Origin of the sequence: Rhizobacter sp. (assembly GCF_032229685.1) — a bacterium.
In the GTDB taxonomy this organism is placed as follows: Bacteria; Pseudomonadota; Gammaproteobacteria; order Burkholderiales; family Burkholderiaceae_C; genus LMDS01.
In genome coordinates this window covers 1-26,575 of sequence record NZ_JAVTWP010000030.1, presented here as the reverse complement: position 1 = coordinate 26,575, position 26,575 = coordinate 1, and the positions used below count along the sequence as shown (strand labels likewise).

Sequence of the window (26,575 nt, the reverse complement as noted above, 5' to 3'; positions counted from 1 at the left end):
AACTGTAGGGAGCGGGCCGTGAGCGGCCCATCGGATTGCCGCGCTTGCCGCTGTAGGACAGCGCCGCGCTGACGAACGCGCTCAGTACGCGGCGCTGAGCACCGGTGGCTGTTGCGGCGCTGCGGCTTCGCTGGCCGGCAATTGCACGACGCAGGTGCTCTGCGCCGCGAGCGATTTCCAGTGCAGGCTCTGTCCACTGCGCAGCACGACCGCGCCGGCGCGCAGCGCCGCATCGATCGAGTTCGCGGCGCCCGCCCGGCAGAACAGCACACGCAAGACGCGGCCGTCTCGGCGCAGCGTGAGCTCGGCCTCGTTCCAGTGTGAAGGCAGGCAGGGCAAGAACGAGATCTGTTCACCACGCTGGCGCACGCCGAACAGGTGCTCGATGGCCGCGCGGTGCATCCACGCGGCCGAGCCGGTGTACCAGCTCCAGCCGCCGCGACCCGCATAGGGCGCCTCGGTGTAGACGTCGCCTGCCATCACGTAGGGCTCGATTGCATAGGCTGCGCCCCACGCGGTGCTCGCCGCGCGGTGGGCCGGGCTCAGATACGTGAAGTAGCGGTAGGCGGTGTCGGCGTGGCCGCTCTGCGCCTGCGCGATCACGGCCCACACGCCGGCGTGCGAATACTGGCCGCCGTTCTCGCGCACGCCGGGTGGGTAGGCCTGGATGTAGCCGGCACTCGGTTGCCTGTGCTGCAGCGGTGGGGTCAGCAGCTTGACGAGGCCGTGTTGGCGGTCGACCAGCTGGCGGTCGACCGCTTCGAGCGCCATGCGCTGGAATGCCGGCGGCGCCACGCCGGAGATCACGCTCCAGGCCTGCGCGATCAGGTCGATGCGGCACTCGGTGTCGGTCTGCGTGCCGAGCGGCGTGCCGTCGTCGAAATACGCGCGCTTGTACCATTGGCCGTCCCAGGCTTCGGCCTGCAGCGCGTTGCGCCAGCCGCGTGCCGCGTCTTCCCAACGTTGGGCACGCTCTGTCTCGCCACGCTGGCGCGCAAGCGGCGCGAAGTCGTCGACCAGGGCGCACAGAAACCAGCCCAGCCACACCGATTCGCCCCGGCCTTCGATGCCGACGCGGTTCATGCCGTCGTTCCAGTCGCCGCTGCCCATCAGGGGCAGGCCGTGCGCGCCGGTCCGCAGGCTGCGGTCGATGGCGCGCGCGCCGTGCTCGTAGACGCTCGCAGTCTTTTCGCTCGGCGCCGGCGCGTAGTAGGCGTCTTCTGCGCCTTCGGGGATGGGCGCGCCTTCGATGAAGGGCACGGCCTCGTCGAGCAAGCCGCTGTCGCCGGTGCATTGCAGGTAGTGAACGCAGGCGTGCGGCAGCCACAGCAGGTCGTCTGAAAAATGCGTGCGCACACCGGCGCCGGTGGGTGCATGCCACCAGTGCTGAACGTCACCTTCAGGGAACTGGCGCGACGCGTTCAGCACGATCTGCCGCCGCAGCATCTCGGGCGCGGCCCAGGCGAGGGCCATCGCGTCCTGCAACTGGTCGCGGAAACCGAAGGCACCGCCGGCCTGGTAGAAGCCGGCCTTCGCCCACAGCCGGCAAGCCACGGTCTGGTAGAGCAGCCAGCGGTTGACCATCGCGTCGAACAGCGGGTCGGGTGTCTTCACCTGGGTGGCGCCGAGCAGTTGGTCCCACTGTGACCGCACTTGGTCCTGGCGCTGTGTGGCGGGCAGGGCGGCCGCGGCGGTGGCGAGGTGGCGTGCTTCATCCGGGTTGGCGCCGAAGCCGATCAGAAAAACACACTCCGCCGATTCGCCTGCCGCGAGCGTGATCGGCGTGGCGATGGCCGCGCACGGGTCGAGCCCGGCACCGCTGCGCTGGCCGTACAGGTCGGGCACCGCCAGACGGCCGCGCGCATCGAAACACTCGCGCCGGTCGCAGGTCCAGTCGGGTGCTTCGTCGGCGTGGGTCGAGACGGCGAGAAAGGCGGTGCCGTCACCGAAGCCGGCCGAGCGGTCGCGCTGCGTGCAGGTGAGTGCGGTGAGCTTGCGGCCGGTGGTGGGGCCACGCGCGTCGGCCGGCGACACGTCGGGCAGGCGCTGCGTGAACGACGCGGTGTGCGTGCTCGCCCGGTCGCCGCGGCCGGCGCCCATCACCCACTCGGCGATGCCGATGGCGCGCAGCCGCTGCGTGCGCTGGCCGCGGTTGACAATGCGCAGCCGCACCTGTTTCACGGCGGTGCTGGCGTCCACGCACCAGGCCACGCTCACGTCGAGGTCACCGCGGCGGTGGCCGACCACGCTGTAGCCCTGGCCGTGCGCCACGCGGTAGGTGGCGCTCGGGTCGGCCCAGGCCGAAGGCGACACGCTCCACAGGTTGCGCGACTTCATGTCCTGCAGCAGGAACCATTCGCCCGGTGGGTCACCGACCGGGTCGTTCGACCAGGGCGTGAGCTGGTTCAGGCGGCTGTTCAGCGCCCAGGTGTAGCCCCCGCCGGCCTCGGAGATCTGTGCGCCGAAGCCCGGGTTCGCGAGCACGTTGACCCACGGCCTGGCGGGCCGCTGGAACACGCTCACGTCGAAGCGGAACTCGCCGCCTTCGGGCATGAAGTGGCCCTGCGAGATGCGGGCTTCGGCGTTCGCGCCGGCCGCGATGGGCAGCGCCGAGACCGACGTGGCCAGGCGCTCCTCGAGCGCTGTTTCGTGCTGCTCGATCCATTCCTGCATGTGGTGCGTGAGCGGCCGGCCGTCGGCGTTGAAGTGCACACGCGCCAGCGCACGCAGCGTGCTGCGCTCGTCGGCCGAGAGCTCGTCGGCGCGCAGCACGTGAAAGCCGATCTGCCCGGCGCCGGGCTGGCCGCCGTTCTGCGCGCTGAACTGCTCGCGCAGTGCCGCCACGTCACGCTGCAAGGCCATCAGGTACGAAGTGGGTTCGGCGTTCACGACGACCAGGTCGCAGGCGACACCGGCCCACGACCACAGGCGCAAGCCCTTCACGAGTGTGCGCAGCAGGCCCATGCCCTGCGCGGTGCCGGCCGACACGAGCACCAGCGGGCGGTCGCCCGAGATGCCGAAGCGCCACAGCAGTCGGCGGTCGCACACCTCGGTGCTGTTGTCACTGTCCAAAGGCAACGCGGCGCTGGCACGCGTCACGTTCATCACGACGGCCGAGGTCAGCGTCTGGATCGCGGCGAAGCTTTCGGCGTTGACACCCAGCTCGCGCAGGCGAATGCCGGCGAGCGTGGCCGACATCAGCGAAGCCCGCTCCACCGCGGTGCTCTGGCGGTACTTGTCGATCACCGCGTCGAGCGTGACGCGGTTGTCAGACGCCGCCGTGCAGAAGGTGAGTCTCAGCTTACCGTGCGGCGGCAACTGCAGCCGCACCGAGAGCGCACACACCGGGTCGAGCCCGGTGCCCTGCGAGTGCTCGGTCGTCGGCTCGGTGTAGACGTCGAAGGCCGGCGCGAACGAGGCCAGCGGCTGGCTCGTGTCGTGGTTGCGGCCGAGCCAGCCGAGGCGGTCGGTCTGCACCTGCAGCGAGCGCACGGCCGGGTCGTTCTCGACCAGGAAGTGCGCGGCGAGCAAGCCGCGTTCGGTGGGCAGCCGCGGCTTGCGTTCGAACACCAGCGCCTGTTGCGCCGGGCGCCAGCCGGCGCGCACGAAGAGGTTCGAGAAAGCCGGGTGCGCTTCGTCGGCGCGCGGGTCGGCCAGCGCGATCTCGAACGCCGACATCAGCTCCAGGTCGAGCACGCGGTCACTCAGGTTGCGCAGCTCGACCTGGCGGAACTCGATGTCGTCTTCGGGGCTGACCCACACGGTCGTGTGGGCGTCGATCTCAGACCAGGTGGCGTCGAAGCACACTCGGTCGGCATGGTAAGTGCTCTGGTAGTGCGCGGCCGGGTCGGGCGAGGGGTGCTGCGTGAGCGACACGGCCTGCGGCTGGCGGTCCCAGCGCAGGTGGAAGAAGCTGCCGTGCGTGTCGCGCAGGGCGTCGTCGCGCCAGCGGTTGATGCCCACGTTGCCCCAGCGGCTCCAGCCGGCGCCGTTGGCGCGCAGCGAGACGGCATAACGGCCGTTCGCCAGCAGATGGGTCGGTGCGAGCGCGGTCAGGCCCGGCAGCACCTCGCGCAGCAGGCCCGGCGCGCGGCGCGCCTGGGCATCTGGTGACGGGCCGCGCGGTGGTGCGAGCAACACCGAGACCTCGCGCGGCGTGCGTTCGTGCAGCAGCGAGGCCACCGCTTCGATGTGGGCGTTGCCCATGCCCCAGCGCCGCGGCGCGCCGTCGAGCAGCACGTTGGCGATGGCCACGATGCTCATGCCCTGGTGGTGCGCCATGAAGGTGTTGACGCGGGTGAAACCCACTGCTGCGGTGCGGCGCGCTTCGCTGAAGTCGAGCGCCTCGATGAAGCCGTAGCGCGCGCGAGTGGCCAAAGTTTCGAGCGCGGCGAAGTTCTCGACCGCGCAGTGCGGCGCCACCTGCGCCGCCAGCGCGGTGGCGTAGGGCGCGATCACCAGCTCGTCGGGCGGCGTGCGGCGCAGCGCCAGCCGGGGCACGCCCTGCGGCGCGTACTGGTAAGCGAGCGTGTGGTCGCTGGCGGCGTAGGCCGATTCCGAGATGCCCCAGGGCACCTGGTGCTCGCGTGCGAAAGCGATCTGCTCGTGCAGTGCCGCCAGGCAGGCGCCGTGCAGCACGCTGCCCTTGGGCTCGTCGAGCACCAGCGACGGCATCAGGTACTCGAACATCGAGCCTGACCACGAGCGCAGGCCCGCATGCGCACCGACGGCATAGAAGGGCCGGCCGAGCGCGGCCCAGTGGCTCACCGGCACGTCGCCCTTGGCGATGGCGAGCAGGCTGGTGAGGCGCGACTCGGATGCCAGCAGGTCGTAGTAGCTCGCGTCGAGCTGCTGTTCGGCGACACGAAAGCCGATGTGGAACAGGCGCCGCTTGCGGTGGTACAGGAAGCTGAAGTCGGCTTCCCAGGCCAGTTGTTCACAACGGCTTGCGACCGCGCGCAGGCGCTCTGCGGTGGTGGCTTCGGCAGAGCGAGCCAGGCTGTCGAGCAGCAGGCTGCGCAGCGTCGAGATGTGGTCGGCCGCCTGCCATGCGAACCGGTGCAGCGGGCTGGGTGCCAGCGCGGCGTCGTCGCCGGGCAGCAGCGGCGCCAGCTCGTCGGCGGCGCTGCGCAGCAGGCCCTCAAGGTGCTCGGGCGCGTCGAGCGCTTCGTTCAGCGGCTCGGGCAGGGCGAGCAGGCGCGCCAGCGCACCGTCGGGCAGGGCCACGCTTGCAGCGCTGCGCAGCGGCTCGATGCGTGCGAGCGAAGCGGCCAGCGCCCGTGCCGCCGCACTGCTGTCGAACGGCGCACGGGCCAGCTCGGTGCAGGCCTGGGCGACCGCGAGCAGGTGGCCGCTCAGGTTGCCGCTGTCGACGGTCGACACGTACATCGGCAGCAAGGCCGCCTTGCTCTGCGTGTCGTACCAGTTCAGAAAGTGGCCACGGTGACGCGGCAGCTCGGCCAACGTCTGCAAGGTGGCTTCGAGCCGCGCCAGCAGGTCTTGGGTGCCGACCCAGCCGAACTGGCGCGCGCACGCCGCACCGAGCATGTACAGGCCGATGTTGGTCGGCGAGGTGCGGTGCGCGACCATCGTCTGCGGCGTGAGCTGCAGGTTGTCGGGCGGAAGAAAGTGGTCTTCGGCACCGACGCAGCGCTCGAACAGGCGCCAGGTGTCACGCGCCGCGTCTTCCAGGTAGGCCTGGTCGGCGGCGGGCAGCGCGGCGTCGCGCTTCGGTGGGCGCGGCCGGCTGACCCACCAGGTCCACAGCGGCGACATGGCCCAGGCGGCGCACAGCACGCTGCCGAGCACGAGCGACGGCGCATCGGTGGCGAGCAGGCCGGCCCAGACGAGCACGGCGACGAGCGGCACTGCGCGGTGCTTGCGCAGCACGGCGCTGAACCGCGTCGAGGCCGACGCCTGTGCGGCCGCGGCGGTCGTCCATTCGAGCAGGTGCCTGCGGCTCACGCCCATGCGCCAGAGCGCGCGCAGCACGGCGTCGGCGGCCAGCATCGCCTGCTGCAGCAACTGGCCCATCAGCCACAAGCCGCTGCAGACCGCGCGCCACAGTTCGGTCAAGGCCTGGCGGTAGAAGTGCCGCTTGGCGATGTCGTCGTGGCTCGGCGCGAGGCCGGCCACCGCGCCCATCAGCGGGCCGGCGATCAGCGCGGCGAACACCAGCGCGAGCGCCGCCGCGGGCGAGACGGTGTCGGTGCCGATGGCCAGCACCAGCAGCGCGAGCGAGGCCGGCGCGACCAGCGAGCGGCGCAGGTTGTCGAGCATCTTCCAGCGGTTGATCGCACGCATGCGCCAGGCGCGGGGGTTGAACAGGAAGGGCAGCAGCTGCCAGTCGCCACGCGTCCAGCGGTGCACGCGCGAGGCGGCCACGTCGGCGTGGAAGGGCGCGTCTTCGATCACGGCCACGTCGGTCACGGCAGCGCAGCGCGTCAGCGCACCTTCGAGCAGGTCGTGGCTGAGCACGCGCCCTTCGGGCAGGCGCTTCGACAGCAGCGCGTGGAGCGACGCCACGTGCAGCAGGCCCTTGCCGGTGAACGTGCCTTCGCGGAACACGTCCTGGTAGACCTCGGACGACGCGGCGCTGTAAGGGTCGATGCCGCACTGGCCGGCGAACAGCCAGTGGTAGAGCGTGAAGTCTTTCGGTGCCGGCAGCGGCGTGACCACGCGCGGCTGCAGGATCGCGTAGCCGCGTGTCACGGTGCGCGTGGCCATGTCGACCTGCGGCTGGTTGTGCGGGTGCGCCGCCACGCCGACGAGCTCGCGCAGGCGCCCCGGCGGCAACTGCGTGTCGCCGTCGAGCGTGAGCACGTAGCGTGTGCCGGGTTCGACGCGCGAGGCGGCGCCGAGGTCGATGAAGGGCTTGCTGCCTTGCGCTGCCGTGTCGGTGGTGGCCAGCAGCTCGATCAGTTGTTCGAGTTTGCCGCGCTTGCGTTCCCAGCCGATCCACTTCTGTTCGGTTTCGCTGTACACACGGTCGCGGTGCAACACGATGAAGCGCGGCGCACTGCGGGGGTCGCCGGGGTAACGCCGGTTGAGTGTGTCGATCGCGTCGGTCGCCATCACGAGCAAGGGCGTGTCGGTGGCGAGCTCGCGCACCGGTGCGTCGGCCCAGTCGGTGAGCAGCGCGAACTGCGTGTTCTGCTCGGGGTTGGCGAGGTGGTGCAGCTCGAGACGGTGGGCCAATTCTTGGGTCGCGGCCGCACTCGTCAACATGCCAGGGATGACGACCATCACGCGGTGCTCGGGCGGTATGCCCTGCATCAGCGACAAGCGCGGCAGGTGGCTCGGCCGTGCCGATTCGCTGATGAGCCGGTTGATCACCGCGACCACCGCTTCCGAAGCCGGAAACAGCATCAGCGACGCGACCAGCAGGCTCAGGCCGAGGTGATTCGTGGTGTCGGGCAGCGCGCTGTGGCGCATCAGCAGCCACGCCACGATGGCCAGCGTGCCGCCGCCCAGGGTGGCCAGATAGGCCGGGAGCGCCGCACGGCGCTGCACGGCGCGCCACAGCACCGCGGCGGTTTCGTTCATGTCCAGCCGGCGCATCAGTTCGGGCCGTCCGGCACCCCGCAGCCAGTGGCTCGCCGCGGCGCCGGCGCCGCTCGTCTCGTCGCGGTGCATCAGGTCGAGCAAGGTTTGTGCGACCTGCTTTTCGGTGCGACGGCTCTTGCGCGCCAGCACTTCGATCTGGTGCAGCGTGTCGTCGCGGGTGTCGTCGCGCTCGGCCTCGAAGGCCGGCGAGCCGAGCAGGAGCTGCATCGTGGCGCTGGTGCGGCACACGATGTCGGGCCAGTCGGCGTTGCCGATCAGGCGCAAGGAGCCGATGGCGTTGCTGACGCTCAGGTTGTCGGCGGCCTGGTCGGCCGGTTGCTGGGCTTGCGCGGCGGCCAGGTCGGGCAGGCTGCGGTGCAGCCAGTCGTGGTGGTTCGACGCGTTGTGCGCCGACAGCCCCGGGCTGCGGTGGTCCTGCAGGCGCTGCGCCATCTGCACGAGAAAGGTGCGTGCGACGCCGCGCTGTTCGAGCAAGGCGACCAGTTCATCGAGGTCGGTGAAGCGGTAGCGCTCGATGTCGTCGCACACCAGGTTGGCGAGTTCGCGCGCGGCCTTGTTGGTGGCCAGGCGTTCGGCCAGGCGCCGCAGGTTTTCGATCAGCACCACACGCAGCGTCGTGGGCAGGGCCCACAACTCGCCGAGCGTGAGTTCGCGGCGCTGCTGGTAGGCCGCGAGAAACACGCCCAGCAAGTCTTCGTCGAAAGCGCTGTCGGTGTGGGCCACGAAGGCCCAGGCGACGCTGTAGACCCGCGGCAGGCCGGCCAGCGGTTCGTCGATCAAGACCGGCAGGTCACGAAAGTAGCGTCGTGGCAGACCTTCATGGATCGCCTTGAGCTGGCTCTCGATCAGGTGAAAGTTGTCGAGCAGCCACTCGGCCGCCGGGCTCACCTGGTAGCCCGTGTGGGCCTGCGTGCCGATGTAATGCTCGGACTCGCGCAGCACGCGGATGTTGTCTTGCAGGCGCGGAAAAAAGGCCGCAGAGCGGCCCGACGCGGTGTCGGCGTGGTGGGTCTCGGCGAGGCTCAGCCCGTGCTGCGCGAAGCGTTCGGGGCCGAAGATTTCTGATCGATTGGCCGGTTCGACGGCGCCGCGTGTGCCGTCGAGAATGTCACGCAGCGCTTGCGGTGCATCGGGGACCAACCGCAGCAGGCTGGCTTGCGTCATGCCTCAGGCTCATGCTTTACAGCGCGAGCGCTGCGAGCCCGGCGACGGTGCCGGCGACGAGCAAGGTGGTGACGAAGCGCGGTGCCACGAAGTCATGCACGGCATCGGCCACGCAGCGCAGCTGGAACCAGCGGCCACGGCACCCGTTGCAGCGCTCGATGTGGGCACCGAGCTCCGACAGTTCCATCGGAGAGGTGTCGGTCGCGTCGTGAAAGGCGGCGGTGTTCCAGCGGGGCGAGTTGAAGGCGTGCGTGGTCATGATGAGGTTCTTTGGGGTTCTGGTGGGCTGGTGTTGCCGGCAGCCGTGGCAGTGAAGGCAGAGAGCCAGGATTCGAGTGGCAGGTTGGCGACCACCCGTGAAACGAGCTGGGGCATGAGCCCCGCGAAGAGCGCCGGCTTGAGTGCCCAGCGCCACGGCCGGCTCCACGCGAAAACGATGCCGAGCAGGCCGGCTGCCAGCACCATCGCGAGCGGGTTGTGCTGCGCGATCGGTTTGGCGACCGCGTTCGTCGCGTCGCTGGCCACCTGCACCAGCGGCCGCATCGGGTGACGCGACCACCAGCCTTGCAGCGTGTCGATGATGACGGCGATGCTCGGTTGGTCCTTGATGCGTTCGAGCCAGGCGAGCGGGCCCGAACCAGGCTCGGGCGCCGGCAACGCAGGCGGCAGCATGGCTGCACGCAGCCGCGCCCGCGACAGCTCGATCCGCTCGACCGCGTTCATGCCGCGCTCACTTCGCGCAGCATCACGAGGTCGGTGGCGATCTGTTGTTTCAGGTCCTTGAAGACGTCGTCGGTCTCACGCTGGCCTTCGTAGCCGCACCACAGCGCCATCAGGGCGGGCAAGGCGGGTGCGGCGAGCAGGGCCCAGGGCGCGTGGATGCTCTCTGAGGGCAACGCGGCCCAGAGCATGAGCGCCACGCCACCGAGCACCGCCGCCACGCCGACGAGGCACAGCGCCGTGGCGTTCAGCAACACGCGCCGTTTCCACACCGTGGTGGTCTTGCCGAGTTCTTCGCCGACGAGGTCGGCATACGACTCGGCATGGTCCGCCAGCAGCTGCGGCTGCGTGGCGATCAGGCGCAACAGCGGGTGGATCATGGCGGTGCGGTCTCGTGCAATGTGGTGAATCAGTCGGCGCTGCGCGAGCGGCCCATCAGGCTGATGAGCGCCATCAGCGCGGCACCCGTGGCGGCCGCGATCAGCATGGCCTTGACCGGCTCGTCCTTGATGTACGAGACCGTGGTGTCGCTGGCCTTGAGGGCCTTCTCGCGCACTTGTGCGGAAGCGTCGCGCACCGCGTCGGCGCCACGGTGGGCGGCGTTTTCGGCTTGGCTGGTGAGGCGGTTGATCAGCGGCACCGCGTGTTCGCGCGCCGATTCGATCTTGTCGCTCAGGCGGTCGAAGGCCTGGTTGGCCACGCCCTGGGTCGAACGGACGGCGGTGTTGACGCTGTCGGCGGCCTGGTCGGCGACATGCGATGCTTCGTTGGCAACTTGCTTGATGGTGCTCATGGTGATTCCTTGGTGTGCGATGAAGGTGGTTGAAGAGAAGGCGGCGAGAACGCCGCTCAGCCCTTCTTGATCAGGCCGAACAGGAAGCTGGCCACGGCCAGGATCGCGAAGACCACGAACAGGATCTTGGCGATGCCGACGGCGCTGGCGGCGATGCCACCAAAGCCGAACACGGCAGCGATCAAGGCGATCACGAAGAAGACGACGGCGTAGTGCAGCATGGCGGGCTCCTGATTTCCGGAGCGGTGTCCGCTCCTGTTGAAGGGGTGTCACAACGGGTTCGTTGCGATGGAAGAAGTGTGTTCTTCCGCCCTTCGAATCAGGATCGGTGGCGTTGCCGCAGCACTGTCGGGGGAACGACCCCTTGGATGTAGGACGTCGCCGACGCGCGCCCGACGTGCGCCTCAGCTGCTCTCGGGCAGCCTGGCTTCGATCAGCGTGCCCTGGCCCGCCGACGACTTCAGCAGCAGCGTGCCGGCTTCGGTCTCGAGCCGGTAGCGCATGCCCAGCAGGCCGTGGGCGCTGGCCTGCGGCACATCGACGTCGAAGCCGACGCCGTTGTCACGCACGGTGACGAGCACCTGGCCTGCTTCGGCCGAGAGCCTGACGTGGACCTCGCTCGCCTTGGCGTACTTGCTGATGTTCGTCAGCGCCTCTTGCACCAGGCGGTAGACCGTGAGCTCGGCCGAAGGGCGCAGGCGCACCGGCTGGAAGTCGCTGTCGACCGTCACGTCGCTGCGATCGGCCCACTCGCGCACCAGGATCTCGAGCGCCGCCACGAGGCCCAGGTTGCTCAGAGACGAAGGCCGCAGGTCTTCGATGATGCGGCGCTTCAGGGCGATGCCGCTGTTCAGTCCGTCGGCCAGATGCTGCAGGCGATCGGCAACCTCCGGGGTCAGTGCGCCCAGGCGCGACTTGAGGCGCGCCACGTCGAGCTTGGCGGCGGTGAGCAAGGCGCCGAGCTCGTCGTGCAGCTCGCGCGCGAGGTGGTTGCGCTCGTCTTCGCGCACGGTCTGGAGGTGGCGCGCCAAGTCGGTCAGCTGGTCGGTGCGGCGCACCACTTCGCGCTCGAACTGGTCGCGCTCGGACTGCGCGACCCGGCGCTGCTCTTCGCGCAGGCGCACCAGTGCCGTGGTCTGGCGCAAGTACATGAACAACGCGAGCAGGCTCAGCGCGGCCATGGCGGTCACGCCGATGCGGTTGATCATCAGGGTCTGCAAGACGCTGCTGCGGCCTTCGGCGACCTTGATCGTCTCGTGCGCCAGCAACTTCTCGCTGTAGCTGCGCACCGTGTCCATCTGCTCGGCGCCGATGTTGCTGAGGATCAGGTCGCGCCAGGCCTGTTCGCGGCCTTCGTCGTGCAGGCGGTTGGTCTCGGCGAGTTCGGCCAGCTTGTTGTCGGAGGCCTTCTGCACTTGCGCCATCAGCGTCTGGGTTTCGGGCTCGGCGCTGTAGTACTGGTTCAACCACGCCAGCGACTGGGCTACCTTGACCTGCGCCGCTTCGTAGGGCTTCAGGTATTCCTTGCGGCCCGTGAGCAGGTAGCCGCGCTGGCCGGTCTCGGCATCGGTGAGGCTGCGCCAGAGTGTCTGGATCGTCGTGCGCGCCGTGCCCTGCGTGCCCAGCTCCTCGAAGCGTGCCGTGGCCTGTTGGTAGGAGCTCTCGCTGATCACGAACATGGCCAGGGCCGCGAGCGAGGCGAGCGGAAAGGTGAGGCGGCCGCCATGCAGCAGCGGAAGCAACTTCATTGGTGTCGACATGGCTTCGCCTTTAAACTCGACGCGTTGAAAACTTTCTTCGGGAACCGCACGCCATGATTCGAATCGCGATCATCGATGACCACGCCATCGTGCGGGCCGGGTTGCGCCAGTACTTTTCCGAGCAGGTCGACCTGACCGTGGTGGCCGAAGCGTCGAGTGGCCGAGAAGCCATCGACATCGTGCGCAAGGGCGAAGTCGACGTGATCCTGATGGACCTGTCGATGCCCGACCAGAGCGGTGTCGACGCGCTCGCGGCCATCAAGGCGCGCGCGCCCGACCTGCCGGTGCTCATTCTGTCGGGCTTTCCGGAAGAGCACTACGCGACCACGTTGCTGCGCCAGGGCGCGAGTGGTTACCTGAACAAGGAATGCGACCCGGAAGAGATCGTCAAGGCGATCCGCACCGTGTTCCGTGGCCGCAAGTACATCACCGCCGGTGTGGCCGAGCTGCTGGCCGACGGCCTGGGCGGCGGTGGCGACAAGCCGGCCCACGAGCAACTCTCGGAGCGTGAGTTCCAGGTCTTCCTGCGGCTGGCCAAGGGCGAGACGATCGGCCACATGGCCGAGAGCATGTCGCTCAGCGTGAAGACGGTGAGCACCTACCGCACCCGGGTGATGGAAAAGATGAGCCTGGCGTCGAACAGCGACCTGACCTACTACGCGCTGAAGAACGGCCTGATCCAGTAGCCCGAACATCGTCAGGCGAGCGGTGTGTGGCCGGTGTCTCCCTCGGCGAGGCGCGCGCAGTACTGGATCAGCGCGTCGATCTCGTTCGACTTGTCGAACACCCGGCTCGCACCGAGCTCCAGGCACTTGCGGCGCATGTCGGGTGTGGCGTAGTTGCTGAGCACCACGAGGCTCATCGGCTTGTGCAATTCGGTGGCGGCGCGCAACACGCCCAGGCCCGAACCGCGCTTCAGGAAGATGTCGATGATCACCAGGTCGCAACCCGGTGTTTCGGCGCCGAGCCAGTTCACGGCCGTGGTTTCGTCTTCTGCCGTGCCGACCACCTTGACCGGTGCGAGTTCTTCGAGCGCAGCGATGAGGTTCTCCCGGATCACCGGGCTGTCTTCGACGATAAAGGCGTTCAGGGCAGGCATGGAAGGCTGAGCTCCGGGAGCTCCGGGAAATCGGTCGTGCGGCGACTTGCCGGGTCGGGCATGTTCGTCGCACCCGTCAAGCGGATACTTGAACAGGCCCCTTATTGTTCCGCAGTTGCCGCGGTGGTTCCAACCGGGATTACCGCGACCCGCTGTCAGACGTGTCCTACAGCGTCTGCCGTGAATGTGACTTGCGCTGCCAGAATCGCCGGATGCGCAAGCCCTTCGCGATTGGTGCGGCCCTGGCCTTGTGGATGGCCCTGGCCGCCGCAGCCCAGCCGGTGCAGGTGGGGTCGAAACGTTTCACCGAGTCGTACGTGCTCGGCGAGATCGTGCGCCAGACGCTGCAGGCGCAGGGCGTGAGCGCCGAACACAAGCAGGGCCTGGGCAACACCGGCATTCTCGAGCAGGCGCTGGCCAGCGGCGCGGTCGACGTCTACCCCGAGTACACCGGCACCATCGTGCGCGAGTTGCTCAAGCGGCCGCAGACCGTGGGCAACCCGTCGCTCGAGCAACTCAACGAATGGCTGGCGCCGCGCGGCCTGAAGGTGGCGGTGCCGCTCGGGTTCAACAACACCTATGCGCTGGCGATGCGCGAATCGCGTGCGGCCGAGCTGGGGCTCGTGCGCATCTCGGATTTGCTGAAACCTTCGGCACAGGCGCTGCGGCTCGGGCTCTCGCACGAGTTTCTCGAACGTGGTGATGGCTGGCCGGCGCTGAAGGCGGCCTACAAGCTGGCACTGGGCACCGCGGCCGGGCTCGACCACGGGCTGGCCTACGAGGCCGTCAGCGCCGGCAAGGTCGACCTGATCGACATCTATTCCACCGATGCGAAAGTCGGCCGCTACCAGCTGCGTGTGTTGCAGGACGATCTCGGCTTCTTCCCGAAGTACGACGCGGTGCTGCTGATGCGATCGGCGCTCGACGTGCGACCGCTCGCGCGGCTCGAAGGCCGCATCGATGCCGCCGCCATGATCGCGATGAACGCGCAGGTCGAACTCGACGGGCAGAGCTTCGCCGAAGTGGCGAAGGGCTTTCTGGCCCAGGCCGCGCCGGCCACCGCGGTGGCGCGGCAAGGTTTCATGCAACGCCTGTTCGCGCCCGATTTCGCGCGCCTCGCGCTGCAACACCTGATGCTGGTGTTCGGCTCGCTCCTGATGGCCATCGCCGTCGGCGTGCCACTCGGCATCGCCGCGTGGCGCTGGCCGCGCAGCGCCGGCTGGCTGCTCGGTGCGGTGGCGGTGTTGCAGACGGTGCCCTCGCTGGCGCTGCTGGCGTTCCTGATCGCCCTGATCGGCAGCATCGGTCTGGTGCCGGCGCTTCTGGCGCTGTTCCTGTATGCCTTGCTGCCGATCGTGCGCAACACCCATGCCGGGTTGCGTGGCGTGCCGCAAGGGCTGGGTCAGGCCGCCTTGTCGCTCGGGCTCACGCCGCGCCAGAGCTTGCGCCAGGTGCAGTTGCCGCTCGCCTTGCCGACCTTGCTGGCCGGCGTGAAGACCGCGGCCGTCATCAACGTGGGCACGGCGACCGTGGCCGCTTTCATCGGTGCCGGGGGTTTCGGCGAGCGCATCGTCGCGGGCCTGGCGGTGAACGACAACGCGGCCATGCTCGCCGGGGCCTTGCCGGCGGCCGTGCTGGCCTTGCTGGTGCAGGCCGCGTTCGACGTGGTGGAGCGCTGGCTGGTGCGCGGGCCGAGCGCCGCCGGACGAAGCTGAACGCTGCTGCGACAATCGGGGAATGCCCCTCGACTGGATCTCGTTCGCGCTGCTGGCGCTGCTTGTTCTCCTGCTGCTGTTGACCCTCTGGCTCGCGCTGCGTCGCGCCGACCCGGCCCCGTTGCAGCGCCTGCGCGACGAGCTGCAGAATGGCCTGCGCAACGACGTTCAATCGCTCGAACGTGCGCTGCGCGACGAAGTGGCGCGCAGCGCCAGCGGCACGCGCACCGAGCTCACGCAAACACTGGCCAGCCTGCAGCAGACGCTGCTCACGCAGCAAGGCGACGTGGCTCGCACCCAGAACGAGCAGATCGACAGCTTTCGCACCCAGCTCGCCGCCACGCAGGCGAATCTGGCCGACACGCTGGCGCGCTCGGGCGAGCAGCAGGCGCTGTCGCTGAAGCGGTTTTCCGACACGCTGATCGAGCAGCTGCGTGCGCTGTCGCAGTCGAACGACCAGCGCATGGCCGAAGTGCGCACCACCGTCGAACAGAAGCTCGCCGCGATCCAGCTCGACAACGAGAAGAAGCTCGAGCAGATGCGTGCCACGGTCGACGAAAAACTGCATGCCACGCTGGAGCAGCGCCTGGGCGAAAGCTTCAAGCAGGTGGCCGACCGGCTCGATCAGGTCCACCGCGGCCTGGGCGAGATGCAGTTGCTCGCCAAAGACGTGGGTTCGTTGAACCGCGTGCTCACGAACGTGAAGACACGCGGCATCTTCGGCGAGGTGCAACTCGCCGGCCTGCTGGAGCAGGTGTTCACGCCCGAGCAGTACGCCGTGAACGTGGAGACCGTGCCGGGCAGCGGCGCGCGCGTCGAGTTCGCGATCAAGCTGCCGGGCCGGCGCGAAGACGGCGCGCCGCTGTGGTTGCCGATCGACGCGAAGTTCCCGCGCGAAGACTACGAGCGCCTGCTCGACGCGCAGGAGCGCGCCGATGCGCCGGGCGCCGAAGCCGCGGGCAAGGCGATCGAACAGCGCTTGCGCATGGAAGCACGAACGATCCGCGAGAAATACGTGGCGCCGCCGCACACGACCGAGTTCGCGATCCTGTTCGTGCCCACCGAAGGCCTGTATGCCGAGGCCTTGCGCCGGCCCGGGCTGATGGAGGCCTTGCAGCGTGAGTACCGCGTCACGCTGGCCGGGCCGACCACGTTGCTGGCCACGCTGAGCAGCCTGCAGATGGGCTTTCGCACGCTCGCGCTCGAGAAGCGCTCGGCCGAGGTGTGGGAAGTGCTGGGCGCGGTGAAGACTGAGTTCGGCAAGTTCGGCGAGGTGCTGGCCAAGACCAAGAAGAAGCTCGACGAAGCGAGCAGCACCATCGACCAGGCGCAGACCCGCACCAACGTGATGACGCGGCGCCTGAAGTCGGTCGAAGCACTTTCAGAACAACGCACGCAGATCCTGCTGCCGGGCGCCGAGGCCGACCCGACCGACGATGACAGCGCCTGAGGCTGCGCCACCGGCCGAGCCCGCCGCGGCGCAGCTTTCGCGCACCCTCATCGCGCTGATCGTCGGCCAGATCTGCCTGCACTCGTGCATGGCCGGCGTGCGCCTCGCAGCGCCGCTGCAGGCGCTGCGGCAGGGCGATTCGGCCTGGGCCGTGGGCGTGCTGCTCGGCCTGTTCGCGGTGGCGCCGATCCTGCTCGCGCTGCCCGCCGGGCGGCTCGCCGACCGCCACGGCTACCACTTTCCCTTGCGCGTGGCGGTGGCGCTCACCGTGGCTGGCGGCTTGCTCGCGCTGCTCTCGACCTGGTTGCCGCAGGGCAGCCGCTTCATCGTGCTGTGTGCCGCGGCCATGCTGACCGGCGCCGGCTCGAACGTCGGCCTGATCACGATCCAGCGCACGGCCGGCCGCAGCGCGCGCCACGCGACCGACCTGCGGCGTGTGTTCAGCTGGCTCGGTGTGGCGCCGGCCTTGTCGAACGTGGTTGGCCCGGTGCTCGCCGGTGTGCTGATCGACGTGGGCGGCTTCGCCGCCGCGTTCGGTGCGATGGCGCTGCTGCCGCTGGCCAGCCTGTGGTGGGCGCGGCGCGTGCCGCGCGAGACGCCGCCGCCGCGCACCAACGAGCAGCAGCGGCGCAGTTCTTGGGAACTGCTGCGCACGCCCGGGCTGCGCCGCCTGCTGGTGGTGAACTGGCTGCTCTCGGCGAGCTGGGACGTGCACACCTTCGTCGTGCCCATCCTCGGCCACGAGCGTGGCTTCAGCGCATCGGCCATCGGCACGGTGCTGGGCGTGTTCGCGGCGGCGGTCGCGCTGATCCGGCTGCTGATCCCGCTGCTCGCCCGGCACTTGCGCGAAGCGCAGGTGCTGGTCGCGGCGATGCTGGCCACCGGCCTCGTGTTCGCCGCCTACCCGTTCGTGCAGTCGGCCTGGATGATGGGCGTGTGCGCCGTGCTGCTCGGCCTGGCGCTGGGTTCGGTGCAACCGATGGTCATGACCACGCTGCACCAGATCACGCCGCACGACCGCCATGGCGAAGCGATCGCGCTGCGCTCGATGACGATCAACTTCTCGAGCGCGGTGATGCCGCTGATGTTCGGCCTGGCCGGCGCGGCGCTCGGCGCAGCCTCGCTGTTCTGGGTGATGGGCGCGCTGGTGGCCGCCGGCAGCCTGCAGGCGCGGCGCATCAGCGCCGAGCCGCCGCCGATCAGAACTTGATGCCGGCCGGGTTGTTGCTGCGCGTGGCGGCCGGCGTGTCGGAATTGGCCTGCTCGGGTGCACGCGGCGGGGGCGTGCGGGCCACCACGGGGGCGGCTGCCGGGTACTGGTAGTTCGCCGGCAACTGCGACTCGCGCGGGTAACCCGCGGCGTCGAGATACGACCCCCAGATTTCAGGCGACAGCCCGCGCAGCACTTGTGCGCCGATGCTCAGCGTGGGCGCGTCACGCCCGCCCGAGAGGCGCTCGAGCGCGTCGTTGTCTTCGGGTGTCTGCACCTGGCGTTCGCTGAACGGAATGCCACGCTGGCGCAGCAGCGTGCGGCCGGCGTCGCAGGGCTCGCAGTTGGCGCCGGCCACGAACAGCGTGACGGGGTAGCGTGACACCGCACGGCGCAGGTCGAGCGGGAGCGCGACTTCAGAGGCGCCGCTGCGCGCGTTGATCGAGGTGACCTTGCTCTCGCTGGTGATCGGCGGCCGGTCGGTGTAGGTGACCTTGCCGTCGGGCCCGGTGACCTTGTATTGCGCATGGCTTTGAAGCGCCACGAACAGCAACGGTGCGCAGCGCAGCAACTTGAGCATCGTCTTCATCGTCTCTCCGGCCAGAACAGGGGATGCGCGAATCTAACCCACGCCGAGAGGGCCTTCAAGCGGCGTGAGGCCGCAGTCTGCGCAAGGTTGCCGCTCTTGCGGCGCCTCGCACACTCTCAGGCCAGGCCCTGGTGGCGAAGCAGCGCTTCGATGCTGGGCTCGCGGCCACGAAAGGCCTTGAAGCTGTCCATCGTGCTGCGGCTGCCGCCGGTCTCGAGCACGGCCTCGCGGTAGCGGCGGCCGGTTTCGACGTTGAGCACGCCGGCCGCGCTGGCCGCCGACTCCTCGAACGCACCCCAGGCATCGGCCGACAGCACCTCGGCCCACTTGTAGCTGTAGTAGCCGGCCGCGTAGCCGCCGTCGAAGATGTGAGAAAAGGTGTGCAGGTTGCGTGCGAAGTCGGGCGGGCGCACCACGGCCACGGCGTCGCGTACTTCGGCCTGCAACTGCGCGATGCGCTCGGCGGCATCGGGTTCCATGTGCAGGCGCATGTCGATCATCGACAGTTCGACCTGCCGCAGCGTCTGCAGCCCGCTGTGGAAGTTCTTCGCTGCCAGCATGCGGTCGAACAGCGCGCGGGGCATCGGCTCACCGGTGTCGACATGGGCGGTGAGGCGCTTGAGCACGTCCCACTCCCAGCAGAAGTTTTCCATGAACTGGCTCGGCAGTTCGACCGCGTCCCACTCGACGCCGGCAATGCCCGAGACGCCGATGTCGTCGATCTGCGTGAGCATGTGCTGCAGGCCATGCCCGAACTCGTGGAACAGCGTGGTCAGGTCGTCGTGCGTGAGCAGGGCGGGGCGCAGTTGCCCGTCGACCACGGCCGGCGGCGTGAAGTTGCATACGAGGTGGGCCACCGGCGTCTGCAGCACGCCCTCGGGCCGGGCCCAGCGGCTGCGCACGTGGTCCATCCATGCGCCGGGCTGCTTGCCGGGCCGCGCGAACAGGTCGAGGTAGAACTGGGCGACGAGCTTCGGTGCCGCGTCGCCCGAGCCCGGGCGCTCGATGCGGAAGAAGCGCACGCTCGGGTGCCACACCGGTGCCGTGTCGGGCTGGATGCGCACTTCGAACACGGTCTCGATGATGTGGAACAGGCCGTCGAGCACCCTGCCTTCGGTGAAGTACTGCTTCACCTCCTGCTCGCTGAAGGCGTAGCGCTTTTCCTTGAGGCGTTCGCTGGCGAAGGCCATGTCCCAGGCCTGCAGATCGGGCAGGCCGAGCTCGGTGCGCGCGAACTCGCGCAGCTCGGCCAGGTCACGCTCGGCCCCCGGGCGGGCGCGCTGCGCCAGATCGGTGAGAAAGCGCAGCACCTCGGCGGGCGAGCCGGCCATCTTGGGCACCAGCGACACTTCGGCCGCGTTGGCATAACCGAGCAGTTCGGCTTCTTCCTGGCGCAGTTGCAGCAGCTCGCGCATCAGCGCGCTGTTGTCGAGTTCGGCCGGGCCTTGCTCGCTGGCGCGGGTGGCGTAGGCCGTGTAGAGCTTTTTGCGCAGCGCGCGGTTCTCGGCGTATTGCATCACCGGGATGAAACTCGGCAGGTGCAGCGTGAACTTGTAGCCGGGTTGGCCGGCCGCTTCTGCCGCCGCACGCGCGGCCAGTTTCACGTCGTCGGGCAAACCCGCCAGCTCGGCTTCTCCCGCGAAACAGGCATGGCCATCGGTGGCGTCGAGCACGTGTTCCGAGAACTTCTGGCCCAGTTCCGCTTGGCGGTCCTGCAGCTCGGCAAAGCGTGTTCTGGCTACGCCTTCGAGCTCGGCACCCGACAGTTTGAAGTCGCGCACTGCGTTGTTCACGGCCTGGCGGCGCGGGGCGCTCAGGCGGTCCGCCTGCGAGCCGGCGAGCACCGCCTTGTATTTGGCGAACAGCGCTTCGTCGGCGCCCACACGGGTCTGGAAATCGACCACCTTCGGCATGTTCTCGTTGTAGGCGGCACGCAGCTCCGGCGAGTCGGCCACGGCGTTCAGGTGGCCCACGACGCTCCAGGCGCTCGACAGGTGTTCGCTGGCCACGTCGAACACGGCCGACAGCGCGTCGTAGTCGGGCGGCACGGCGTCGCTGGTGGCTTTGGCCAGCGCGGCGTTGGCCGCGCCGAGCAGCGCATCGACGGCGGGCGTGATGTGCTCGGGCCGGATCTCGGCGAAACGTGGCAGGCCGGTGTGGTCGAGCAGCGGGTTCATGGTGGTGTTCGTCTGGTTCATGCTCTTCTTCCTTCAGCCGGCAGTGCGCTCGGCGGCTTCGATCGTGTTGACCAGCAGCATCGTGATCGTCATCGGGCCCACGCCGCCCGGCACCGGCGTGATGAAGCCGGCGACTTCGGCGACGCCGGCGAAGTCGACATCACCGCAGAGCTTGCCTTCGTCGTTGCGGTTCATGCCCACGTCGATCACCACCGCGCCGGGTTTGACCATGTCGGCGCGCAACACGTTGCGCTTGCCGACCGCCGCGACGACCACGTCGGCCTGGCGCGTGTGGTGGCCGATCTCGCTCGTGGCACTGTGGCAGATGGTGACGGTGGCGTTCGCCTGCAAGAGCAGCAGGGCCATCGGCTTGCCGACGGTGTTGCTGCGGCCGATGACCACGGCGTGCTTGCCGCGCAGGTCGATGCCGGTGCTCGCGATCAGCTTCATGCAGCCATATGGCGTGCAAGGGCGAAAGCCGGGCAGGCCGGTCATCAGTTCGCCGGCCGACAGCACCGAATAACCGTCGACGTCTTTGTGCGTGGCGATCGCTTCGATCACCTTGTGCGGGTTGATGTGCGCCGGCAGCGGCATCTGCACCAGGATGCCGTGGATGCGCGGGTCGGCATTGAGCGCGGCCACCCGCGCCAGCAGCCCGGCTTCGGTGAGCGTGGCGTCGTACTTCTCGAACACCGAATGCACACCGGCGTCGTGGCAGGCCTTGACCTTGTTGCGCACGTAGACCTGGCTGGCCGGGTCGTCACCGACCAGGATGACCGCCAGACCAGGCTGGTGGCCGCGCGCGGCGAGCGCCGCGGCACGCTGCGCCACTTCGGCGCGGATGCGGGTCGAGAGTGCCGTGCCGTCGATGAGTTGGGCCGTCATGAGAAGAATGGACTCCGTCAACGCGAAGGGCCGCTGATCAGGCGGCCCTTCTGAAATATGAAAACGATCAGACCTTGGCTTGTGCGCCGAGTGCGATCTTGAGCAGGTCGGCCACGGTGTTGGCGTTCAGCTTTTCCATGATGTTGGCGCGGTGCGCCTCGACCGTCTTGATGCTGATGCCCAGGTCGTCGGCGATCTGCTTGTTCAGCCGGCCGGCGACGATGCGTTCGAGCACCTGCGCTTCGCGGGTGGTCAGGCGCGACAGCAGCGCATCACGGCTGGCGGCTTCCTGGTGCTTGGAGAAGTCGACGCGGGCGCGGTCGAGCATCTTCTCGACCAGGGCCACGAGTTCGTCTTCCTTGAAGGGCTTCTCGATGAAGTCTTCGGCGCCCTTTTTCATCGTGGTCACGGCCATCGGCACGTCGCCGTGGCCGGTGATGAAGGTCACGGGCAAGGGAGAGCGGCGTTCGAGCAGACGGTCTTGCAGTTCGAGGCCGCTCATGCCGTCCATGCGGATGTCGGCGATCAGGCAGGCGACTTCGCGGGGGTCGAAGCGCGAGAGGAAACTCTCGGCCGAGTCGAAGCACTTGACGCGGTAGTCCTTGCCTTCGAGCAACCACTGCAATGAGTCACGCACGGCTTCGTCGTCGTCGACAACGTAGACCGTGCCCTTCTTAGGAATCAAGCTCATGAAGTGACGACCGGGTTGGTGGTGGTGGGGCGCTCCGCGAGGGAGCCTTGAACCGGCAGCGTGAACGAAAAACGGCAGCCCACTGCGGTGTCGCCATTGTAGAGGTTCTGGGCCTTGATCCGGCCCCGGTGGCTCTCGATGATGGTGCGGCAAAGGCTCAGGCCGATGCCCAGGCCGTCGACCTTGGTCGAGAAGAAGGCTTCGTACAAACGGTTGATCACTTCTTCTTTCAGGCCCGGGCCCATGTCGGTCACACTGAACTCGATCACGTCACCTTCTTCAGCGTTGCGCAGCGGCACCACGCGCAGCTCGATGTTGCGGCGCTCGGGCGGCAGGCGCGCGTTGTCGATCGCCTCGGCCGAGTTCTTCAGCAGGTTGAGCACCACCTGCTCGATCAGGATCGGGTCGACCAGCACTTCGGGCAGACGCTGCGCGACATACGTGCGGATCGACACGTTGCGGCGGCGCAGCTCGATGCCGGCCAGATCGACCGCGTCTTCGACGATGCTGTGCGCGTGGGCCGGCTGGCGCTGCGGCTCGCTGCGTTTCACGAAGGCGCGGATGCGGTGGATGATCTGCCCGGCGCGCTGGGCCTGGCGCGAGGTCTTCTGCAGCGCGGCGATCAGGTCGTCTTTTTCGATCGCGTTGTTCTTCACGCGCGTGACCATGCCGTTGCAGTAGTTGGTGATGGCGGTCAGCGGCTGGTTCAGTTCGTGCGCGACCGACGAGGCCATCTCGCCCATGGTGACGAGCCGGCTCGTCACCTGGGCCTTGTCGGCCTGGCTCGCGGCGAGCGTTTCGGCAGTGCGGCGCGCGGTGATGTCTGTCGCGATCAGCATCTGCGCCAGGCGTCCGTCGGTCCACTGCAGGTAACGCGCGCGCACGTCGAACCACTTCTGCAGCGACTCGATGTAGACCTCGCGCGAGTCGGAGCCGGCTTCGGTGAGTTCCTGCGTCGGCAGTCCGCCGAAGTTGTCGACCGAGTCGTCGACTTCGGCGAGGAATGGAATGCCTTCTTCGGCGCCCGCCAGCAGCGCGTGGCCTTGCGAGTCGGCGCCGAACCACAAGCGGAAGGAGCGGTTCGCGAACAGCAATTCACCCTGCTGCACCGAGAGCACCGACACCGCCGCATCCAACCCTTCGAGCACGGTCGTGAAACGTTCGTGCGAGGCCGAGAGCTGGTCGCGGATGCGCTTGGCCTCGGTGATGTTGGTCATCGAGGTCATCCAGCCGGTCTGCTGGCCTTTCGGGTCGATCAGCGGCGAGACGTACATGCGCGCGTCGAACACCGAGCCGTCCTTGCGCATCACCTTCACTTCGATGCCGCCCGCCGGGCTGCGGCCCTGCAGTTCTTGCTGCAGCAGGCGCGCGTTTTCTTCCAGCCGATCGGGCGGCCAGTAGGGCAACGGCGGCTTGCGGCCGACGAGGTCGGCTTCTGAAAAGCCGGTCATCGCGCCGAAGGCCGGGTTCACGTAGGTGATGCGGCCTTCCATGTCCATCGCGCGCATGCCGGTCAGCATGGAGTTTTCCATCGCGCGGCGAAAGTTCGTTTCTGTCACCAGTGCGCTCTGCATCTGCTGGCGCCGCCCCATGTGGCGCCAGGTGCCGAGCAGCATCCACACCGTCAGCACCGACAGCGCGGCGACCATCCAGAACAAGGTGTTGCTGATCAGGCCGATCGAGGTGCGGTAGCCGTGGCCGCGCAGCACCAGACCATTGCTGGCCGGCGCCAGCGGCAGGTCGTGCACGATCGACGGGCGCGGCGCCGCCGCTGCGCCCGGCATCGAAGTGACCGTGCTCGCCAGCACGTGCCCGCCGTCGTCGAGCAGGCTGATGGCGTGTCGCACCGAAATGTCCTTGGGCACGTTGCGCCGCATCAGGCTTTCGATCGAGTACTCGGCGATCAGCGTGCCCGCGAACGCGCTGCGCTCGATCAGCGGCACGTGCACCTGGAAGACGGCGTTGCCGAAGGTGTCGGCGAAGGGCCTCGAGTACGCCGGCTGGCGGTGGGTGCGGGCCGCGACGAAAGCGGCTTCGGGTGGCTTGTCGCTGCCTTCCACCGGGAAAGACGCCGGCGTGTCGTCGCCGGTGATCGCGGTTTCGGCAGGGAAACTGGTCGACGAGTAACTCGCCTTCACGCTGCGCGAGCCGGTGACCCAGATCAGGTTGGTGATCTCGGGGTGCTCGCGCGTGAAACTGCTGCCTTGCGCCAGGAACTGGTCGCGATCGATGGCGCGGGTGACGATCTCGCGCGCGATGCGCACCAGCTGTTCCTGGTTTTCGATCAGGCGCAGGCGGATCTGCTGCTGGGTGATTTCGGTGTCGCGCTTGACCGACTCCTGCTGGCGCTCGAATTCCTCATTGCGCAGATACCAAAACGCCAAGATGATCGCAGCGAGAAACAGCATCACCGAGACCAGCGGGCCGAGTGTCGCGAAGTGGTCTTGGCGGGTCGCCGACTGGCGCCGCCACCAGCGGCCGAAGAGGCGTTCGGGCCAGGTTCTGGGGGGGCGAGGCAGCGTTGCAGCCTTGAGGGCGGAGGTCATCGGCGGATTATCAAGGCTGGCCGGAGTGGCGACCGGCAGCGGGTCGCAGGAGCAGGGTTTGCAGCTCTACAAAATCACAATATGAAATCAACTCGCGCCATTTGGAAAATATTGGGAGTTGTGAGAAACTCCCGCCGACCCGAAAAAATCAACTCTGGAGACGAGCATGTCAGCAATGCCTGAGTCATTTGGTGCCGCCGCGAACGACGCCGACACCCAAGAAACCCGCGAGTGGCTCGACGCGCTGTCGGCCGTCATCGGGGCCGAAGGTGGCGACCGCGCCCACTTCCTGCTCGAACAGCTGATCGACCAGGCGCGCCAGGCCGGTGTCGACGTGCCGTTCTCGGCCAACACGGCCTACGTGAACACCATTCCCACCGACCAGGAAGAGCGCACGCCCGGCAACATCGAACTCGAAGAGCGGCTGCGCACGCTGATGCGCTGGAACGCAATGGCGATGGTCGTGAAGGCCAACCGCCTGCACCCGGCCGACGGCGGCGACCTTGGCGGCCATATCTCGAGCTTCGCGTCGCTGGCCACGATGTTCGGCACCGGCTTCAACCACTTCTGGCATGCAGAGAGCGAAGGCCACGGCGGTGACCTGCTGTACATCCAGGGCCATTCGTCGCCCGGCATCTATGCCCGCGCCTTCATGGAAGGGCGCATCAGCGAAGAGCAATTGCTGAACTTCCGCCAGGAGGTCGACGGCAAGGGCATCTCGAGCTACCCGCACCCGAAGCTGATGCCCGAGTTCTGGCAGTTCCCCACGGTCTCGATGGGCCTGGGCCCGCTGATGGCGATCTACCAGGCGCGTTTCCTGAAGTACCTGCACGCGCGTGGCATCGCCAACACCGAAAACCGCAAGGTCTGGGTGTTCTGCGGCGACGGCGAAATGGACGAACCCGAATCGCTCGGCGCCATCGGCCTGGCCGCACGCGAGAAGCTCGACAACCTGATCTTCGTCATCAACTGCAACCTGCAGCGCCTGGACGGCCCGGTGCGCGGCAACGGCAAGATCATTCAAGAGCTCGAGAGCGAGTTCCGCGGTTCGGGCTGGAACGTGATCAAGCTGCTCTGGGGCGGCTACTGGGACCCGCTGCTCGCCCGCGACAAGGAAGGCATCCTGCGCAAGGTGATGATGGAGACGGTCGACGGCGACTACCAGGCCATGAAGGCCAACGACGGTGCCTTCGTGCGCAAGAACTTCTTCGGCCGCCACCCCAAGTTGCTCGAGATGGTGGCGAAGATGAGCGACGAAGACATCTGGCGCCTGAACCGCGGCGGCCATGACCCGCAGAAGGTGTACGCCGCCTTCCACAAGGCCGCCAACACCAAGGGCCAGCCGACGGTGCTGCTGATCAAGACCGTCAAGGGCTTCGGCATGGGCAAGAGCGGCGAAGGCAAGAACACCGCGCACCAGACCAAGAAGCTGATCGACGAAGACCTGAAGATCTTCCGAGACCGCTTCAACATCCCGATCGCCGACGACAAGCTCGCCGACATCCCCTTCCTGAAGCCGGCCGACGATTCGCCCGAGGCGAAGTACCTGCACGAACGCCGCAAGGCGCTCGGCGGCTACCTGCCGCACCGCCGCACCAAGGCCGACGAAACGTTGACCGTGCCGCCGCTCGACACCTTCAAGGCCGTGCTCGACCCCACCGCCGAAGGCCGCGAGATCAGCACCACGCAAGCCTTCGTGCGCTTCCTGACGCAGCTGCTGCGCGACAAGGAACTGGGGCCGCGCTCGGTGCCCATCCTCGTCGACGAAGCGCGCACCTTCGGCATGGAAGGCCTGTTCCGCCAGATCGGCATCTACAACCCCGCGGGGCAGAACTACACACCGGTCGACAAGGACCAGGTGATGTACTACCGCGAAGACAAGGCCGGGCAGGTCTTGCAGGAAGGCATCAACGAACCCGGCGGCATGAGCAGCTGGATCGCTGCGGCCACGAGCTACTCGACGAACAACCGGATCATGATTCCGTTCTTCGTCTACTACTCGATGTTCGGCTTCCAGCGTGTGGGCGACCTGGCCTGGGCGGCCGGCGACATGCAGGCGCGGGGCTTCCTGCTCGGCGGCACCTCGGGGCGCACCACGCTGAACGGCGAAGGCCTGCAGCACGAAGACGGGCACAGCCACATCCTGGCCGGCACGATCCCGAACTGCATCAGCTACGACCCGACCTTCGCGCACGAGGTCGGCGTGATCC

At 68.2% G+C, this 26,575-nt stretch carries 18 protein-coding genes; 5 read left to right on the top strand and 13 right to left on the bottom strand.

What is annotated here, in order from left to right; translation table 11 throughout:
• Positions 1-81: 81 nt before the first annotated feature.
• From AC30PD_RS10805 to AC30PD_RS10775, 7 genes are all read right to left on the bottom strand, one after another.
• Positions 82-8,730 (bottom strand): glycoside hydrolase family 94 protein, encoded by an 8,649-nt coding sequence (locus tag AC30PD_RS10805; RefSeq protein WP_489535670.1) that lies wholly within the window; start codon positions 8,728-8,730, stop codon positions 82-84.
• Positions 8,731-8,746: 16 nt separating this feature from the next.
• Positions 8,747-8,989, bottom strand: a complete 243-nt coding sequence (locus AC30PD_RS10800; protein ID WP_489535669.1) for a hypothetical protein — start codon at positions 8,987-8,989, stop codon at positions 8,747-8,749.
• Positions 8,986-9,453 (bottom strand): hypothetical protein, encoded by a 468-nt coding sequence (locus AC30PD_RS10795; RefSeq protein WP_489535668.1) that lies wholly within the window; start codon positions 9,451-9,453, stop codon positions 8,986-8,988. Before AC30PD_RS10795 ends, AC30PD_RS10800 begins: the two co-directional genes overlap by 4 nt.
• Positions 9,450-9,830, bottom strand: coding sequence for a hypothetical protein (locus AC30PD_RS10790; protein WP_489535667.1), 381 nt, complete (start codon positions 9,828-9,830; stop codon positions 9,450-9,452). The genes AC30PD_RS10795 and AC30PD_RS10790 overlap by 4 nt, the downstream gene beginning before the upstream one ends.
• Before the next feature lie 29 nt (positions 9,831-9,859).
• Positions 9,860-10,243, bottom strand: coding sequence for a hypothetical protein (locus tag AC30PD_RS10785; protein ID WP_489535666.1), 384 nt, complete (start codon positions 10,241-10,243; stop codon positions 9,860-9,862).
• A gap of 56 nt (positions 10,244-10,299) precedes the next feature.
• Complete coding sequence (locus tag AC30PD_RS10780; protein WP_489535665.1) at positions 10,300-10,464, bottom strand: DUF1328 domain-containing protein; 165 nt, start codon at positions 10,462-10,464, stop codon at positions 10,300-10,302.
• 183 nt (positions 10,465-10,647) lie between these two features.
• Entirely contained in the window at positions 10,648-12,003 is a 1,356-nt protein-coding gene (locus tag AC30PD_RS10775; RefSeq protein ID WP_489535664.1) for a CHASE3 domain-containing protein, read from the bottom strand.
• Between the two features lie 53 nt (positions 12,004-12,056).
• On the opposite strand from AC30PD_RS10775, the gene AC30PD_RS10770 reads away from it, so the two are divergent.
• Entirely contained in the window at positions 12,057-12,689 is a 633-nt protein-coding gene (locus AC30PD_RS10770) for a response regulator (protein WP_489535663.1), read from the top strand.
• A gap of 11 nt (positions 12,690-12,700) precedes the next feature.
• On the opposite strand, the gene AC30PD_RS10765 is transcribed toward AC30PD_RS10770, so the two are convergent.
• On the bottom strand, positions 12,701-13,102 hold the full coding sequence (locus AC30PD_RS10765; RefSeq protein WP_489535662.1) for a response regulator transcription factor: 402 nt from the start codon (positions 13,100-13,102) through the stop codon (positions 12,701-12,703).
• 212 nt (positions 13,103-13,314) lie between these two features.
• Here AC30PD_RS10765 and AC30PD_RS10760 point away from each other — a divergent pair, with 212 nt between their 5' ends.
• Genes AC30PD_RS10760 through AC30PD_RS10750 form a run of 3 tightly spaced genes read left to right on the top strand, consistent with a single transcriptional unit; the run spans position 13,315 to position 17,477 of the window.
• Complete coding sequence (locus tag AC30PD_RS10760) at positions 13,315-14,817, top strand: ABC transporter permease/substrate-binding protein (RefSeq protein ID WP_489535661.1); 1,503 nt, start codon at positions 13,315-13,317, stop codon at positions 14,815-14,817.
• Positions 14,818-14,839: 22 nt separating this feature from the next.
• Complete coding sequence (locus tag AC30PD_RS10755) at positions 14,840-16,267, top strand: DNA recombination protein RmuC (RefSeq protein ID WP_489535660.1); 1,428 nt, start codon at positions 14,840-14,842, stop codon at positions 16,265-16,267.
• Positions 16,254-17,477, top strand: a complete 1,224-nt coding sequence (locus AC30PD_RS10750; protein ID WP_489535659.1) for an MFS transporter — start codon at positions 16,254-16,256, stop codon at positions 17,475-17,477. Before AC30PD_RS10755 ends, AC30PD_RS10750 begins: the two co-directional genes overlap by 14 nt.
• Here the strand turns inward: AC30PD_RS10750 and AC30PD_RS10745 are convergent.
• The 5 genes from AC30PD_RS10745 to AC30PD_RS10725 all read right to left on the bottom strand — a co-directional run bounded on the left by AC30PD_RS10745 (position 17,467) and on the right by AC30PD_RS10725 (position 24,365).
• Positions 17,467-18,066: a glutaredoxin family protein gene (locus AC30PD_RS10745; protein WP_489535658.1), complete on the bottom strand. Its 600-nt coding sequence runs from the start codon at positions 18,064-18,066 to the stop codon at positions 17,467-17,469. The genes AC30PD_RS10750 and AC30PD_RS10745 overlap by 11 nt on opposite strands.
• A 116-nt stretch (positions 18,067-18,182) precedes the next feature.
• On the bottom strand, positions 18,183-20,264 hold the full coding sequence (locus AC30PD_RS10740) for a M3 family metallopeptidase (RefSeq protein WP_489535657.1): 2,082 nt from the start codon (positions 20,262-20,264) through the stop codon (positions 18,183-18,185).
• Positions 20,265-20,276: 12 nt separating this feature from the next.
• Entirely contained in the window at positions 20,277-21,128 is an 852-nt protein-coding gene (gene folD / locus AC30PD_RS10735) for a bifunctional methylenetetrahydrofolate dehydrogenase/methenyltetrahydrofolate cyclohydrolase FolD (protein ID WP_489535656.1), read from the bottom strand.
• A gap of 67 nt (positions 21,129-21,195) precedes the next feature.
• Positions 21,196-21,819, bottom strand: a complete 624-nt coding sequence (locus AC30PD_RS10730) for a response regulator transcription factor (protein WP_489535655.1) — start codon at positions 21,817-21,819, stop codon at positions 21,196-21,198.
• Entirely contained in the window at positions 21,816-24,365 is a 2,550-nt protein-coding gene (locus tag AC30PD_RS10725) for a PAS domain-containing sensor histidine kinase (protein ID WP_489535654.1), read from the bottom strand. Before AC30PD_RS10725 ends, AC30PD_RS10730 begins: the two co-directional genes overlap by 4 nt.
• 166 nt (positions 24,366-24,531) lie before the next feature.
• Between AC30PD_RS10725 and aceE the strand changes: the two genes are divergently transcribed.
• Positions 24,532-26,575 (top strand): pyruvate dehydrogenase (acetyl-transferring), homodimeric type (gene aceE, locus AC30PD_RS10720; RefSeq protein ID WP_489535653.1); only part of this gene is annotated, 2,044 nt, incomplete at its 3' end.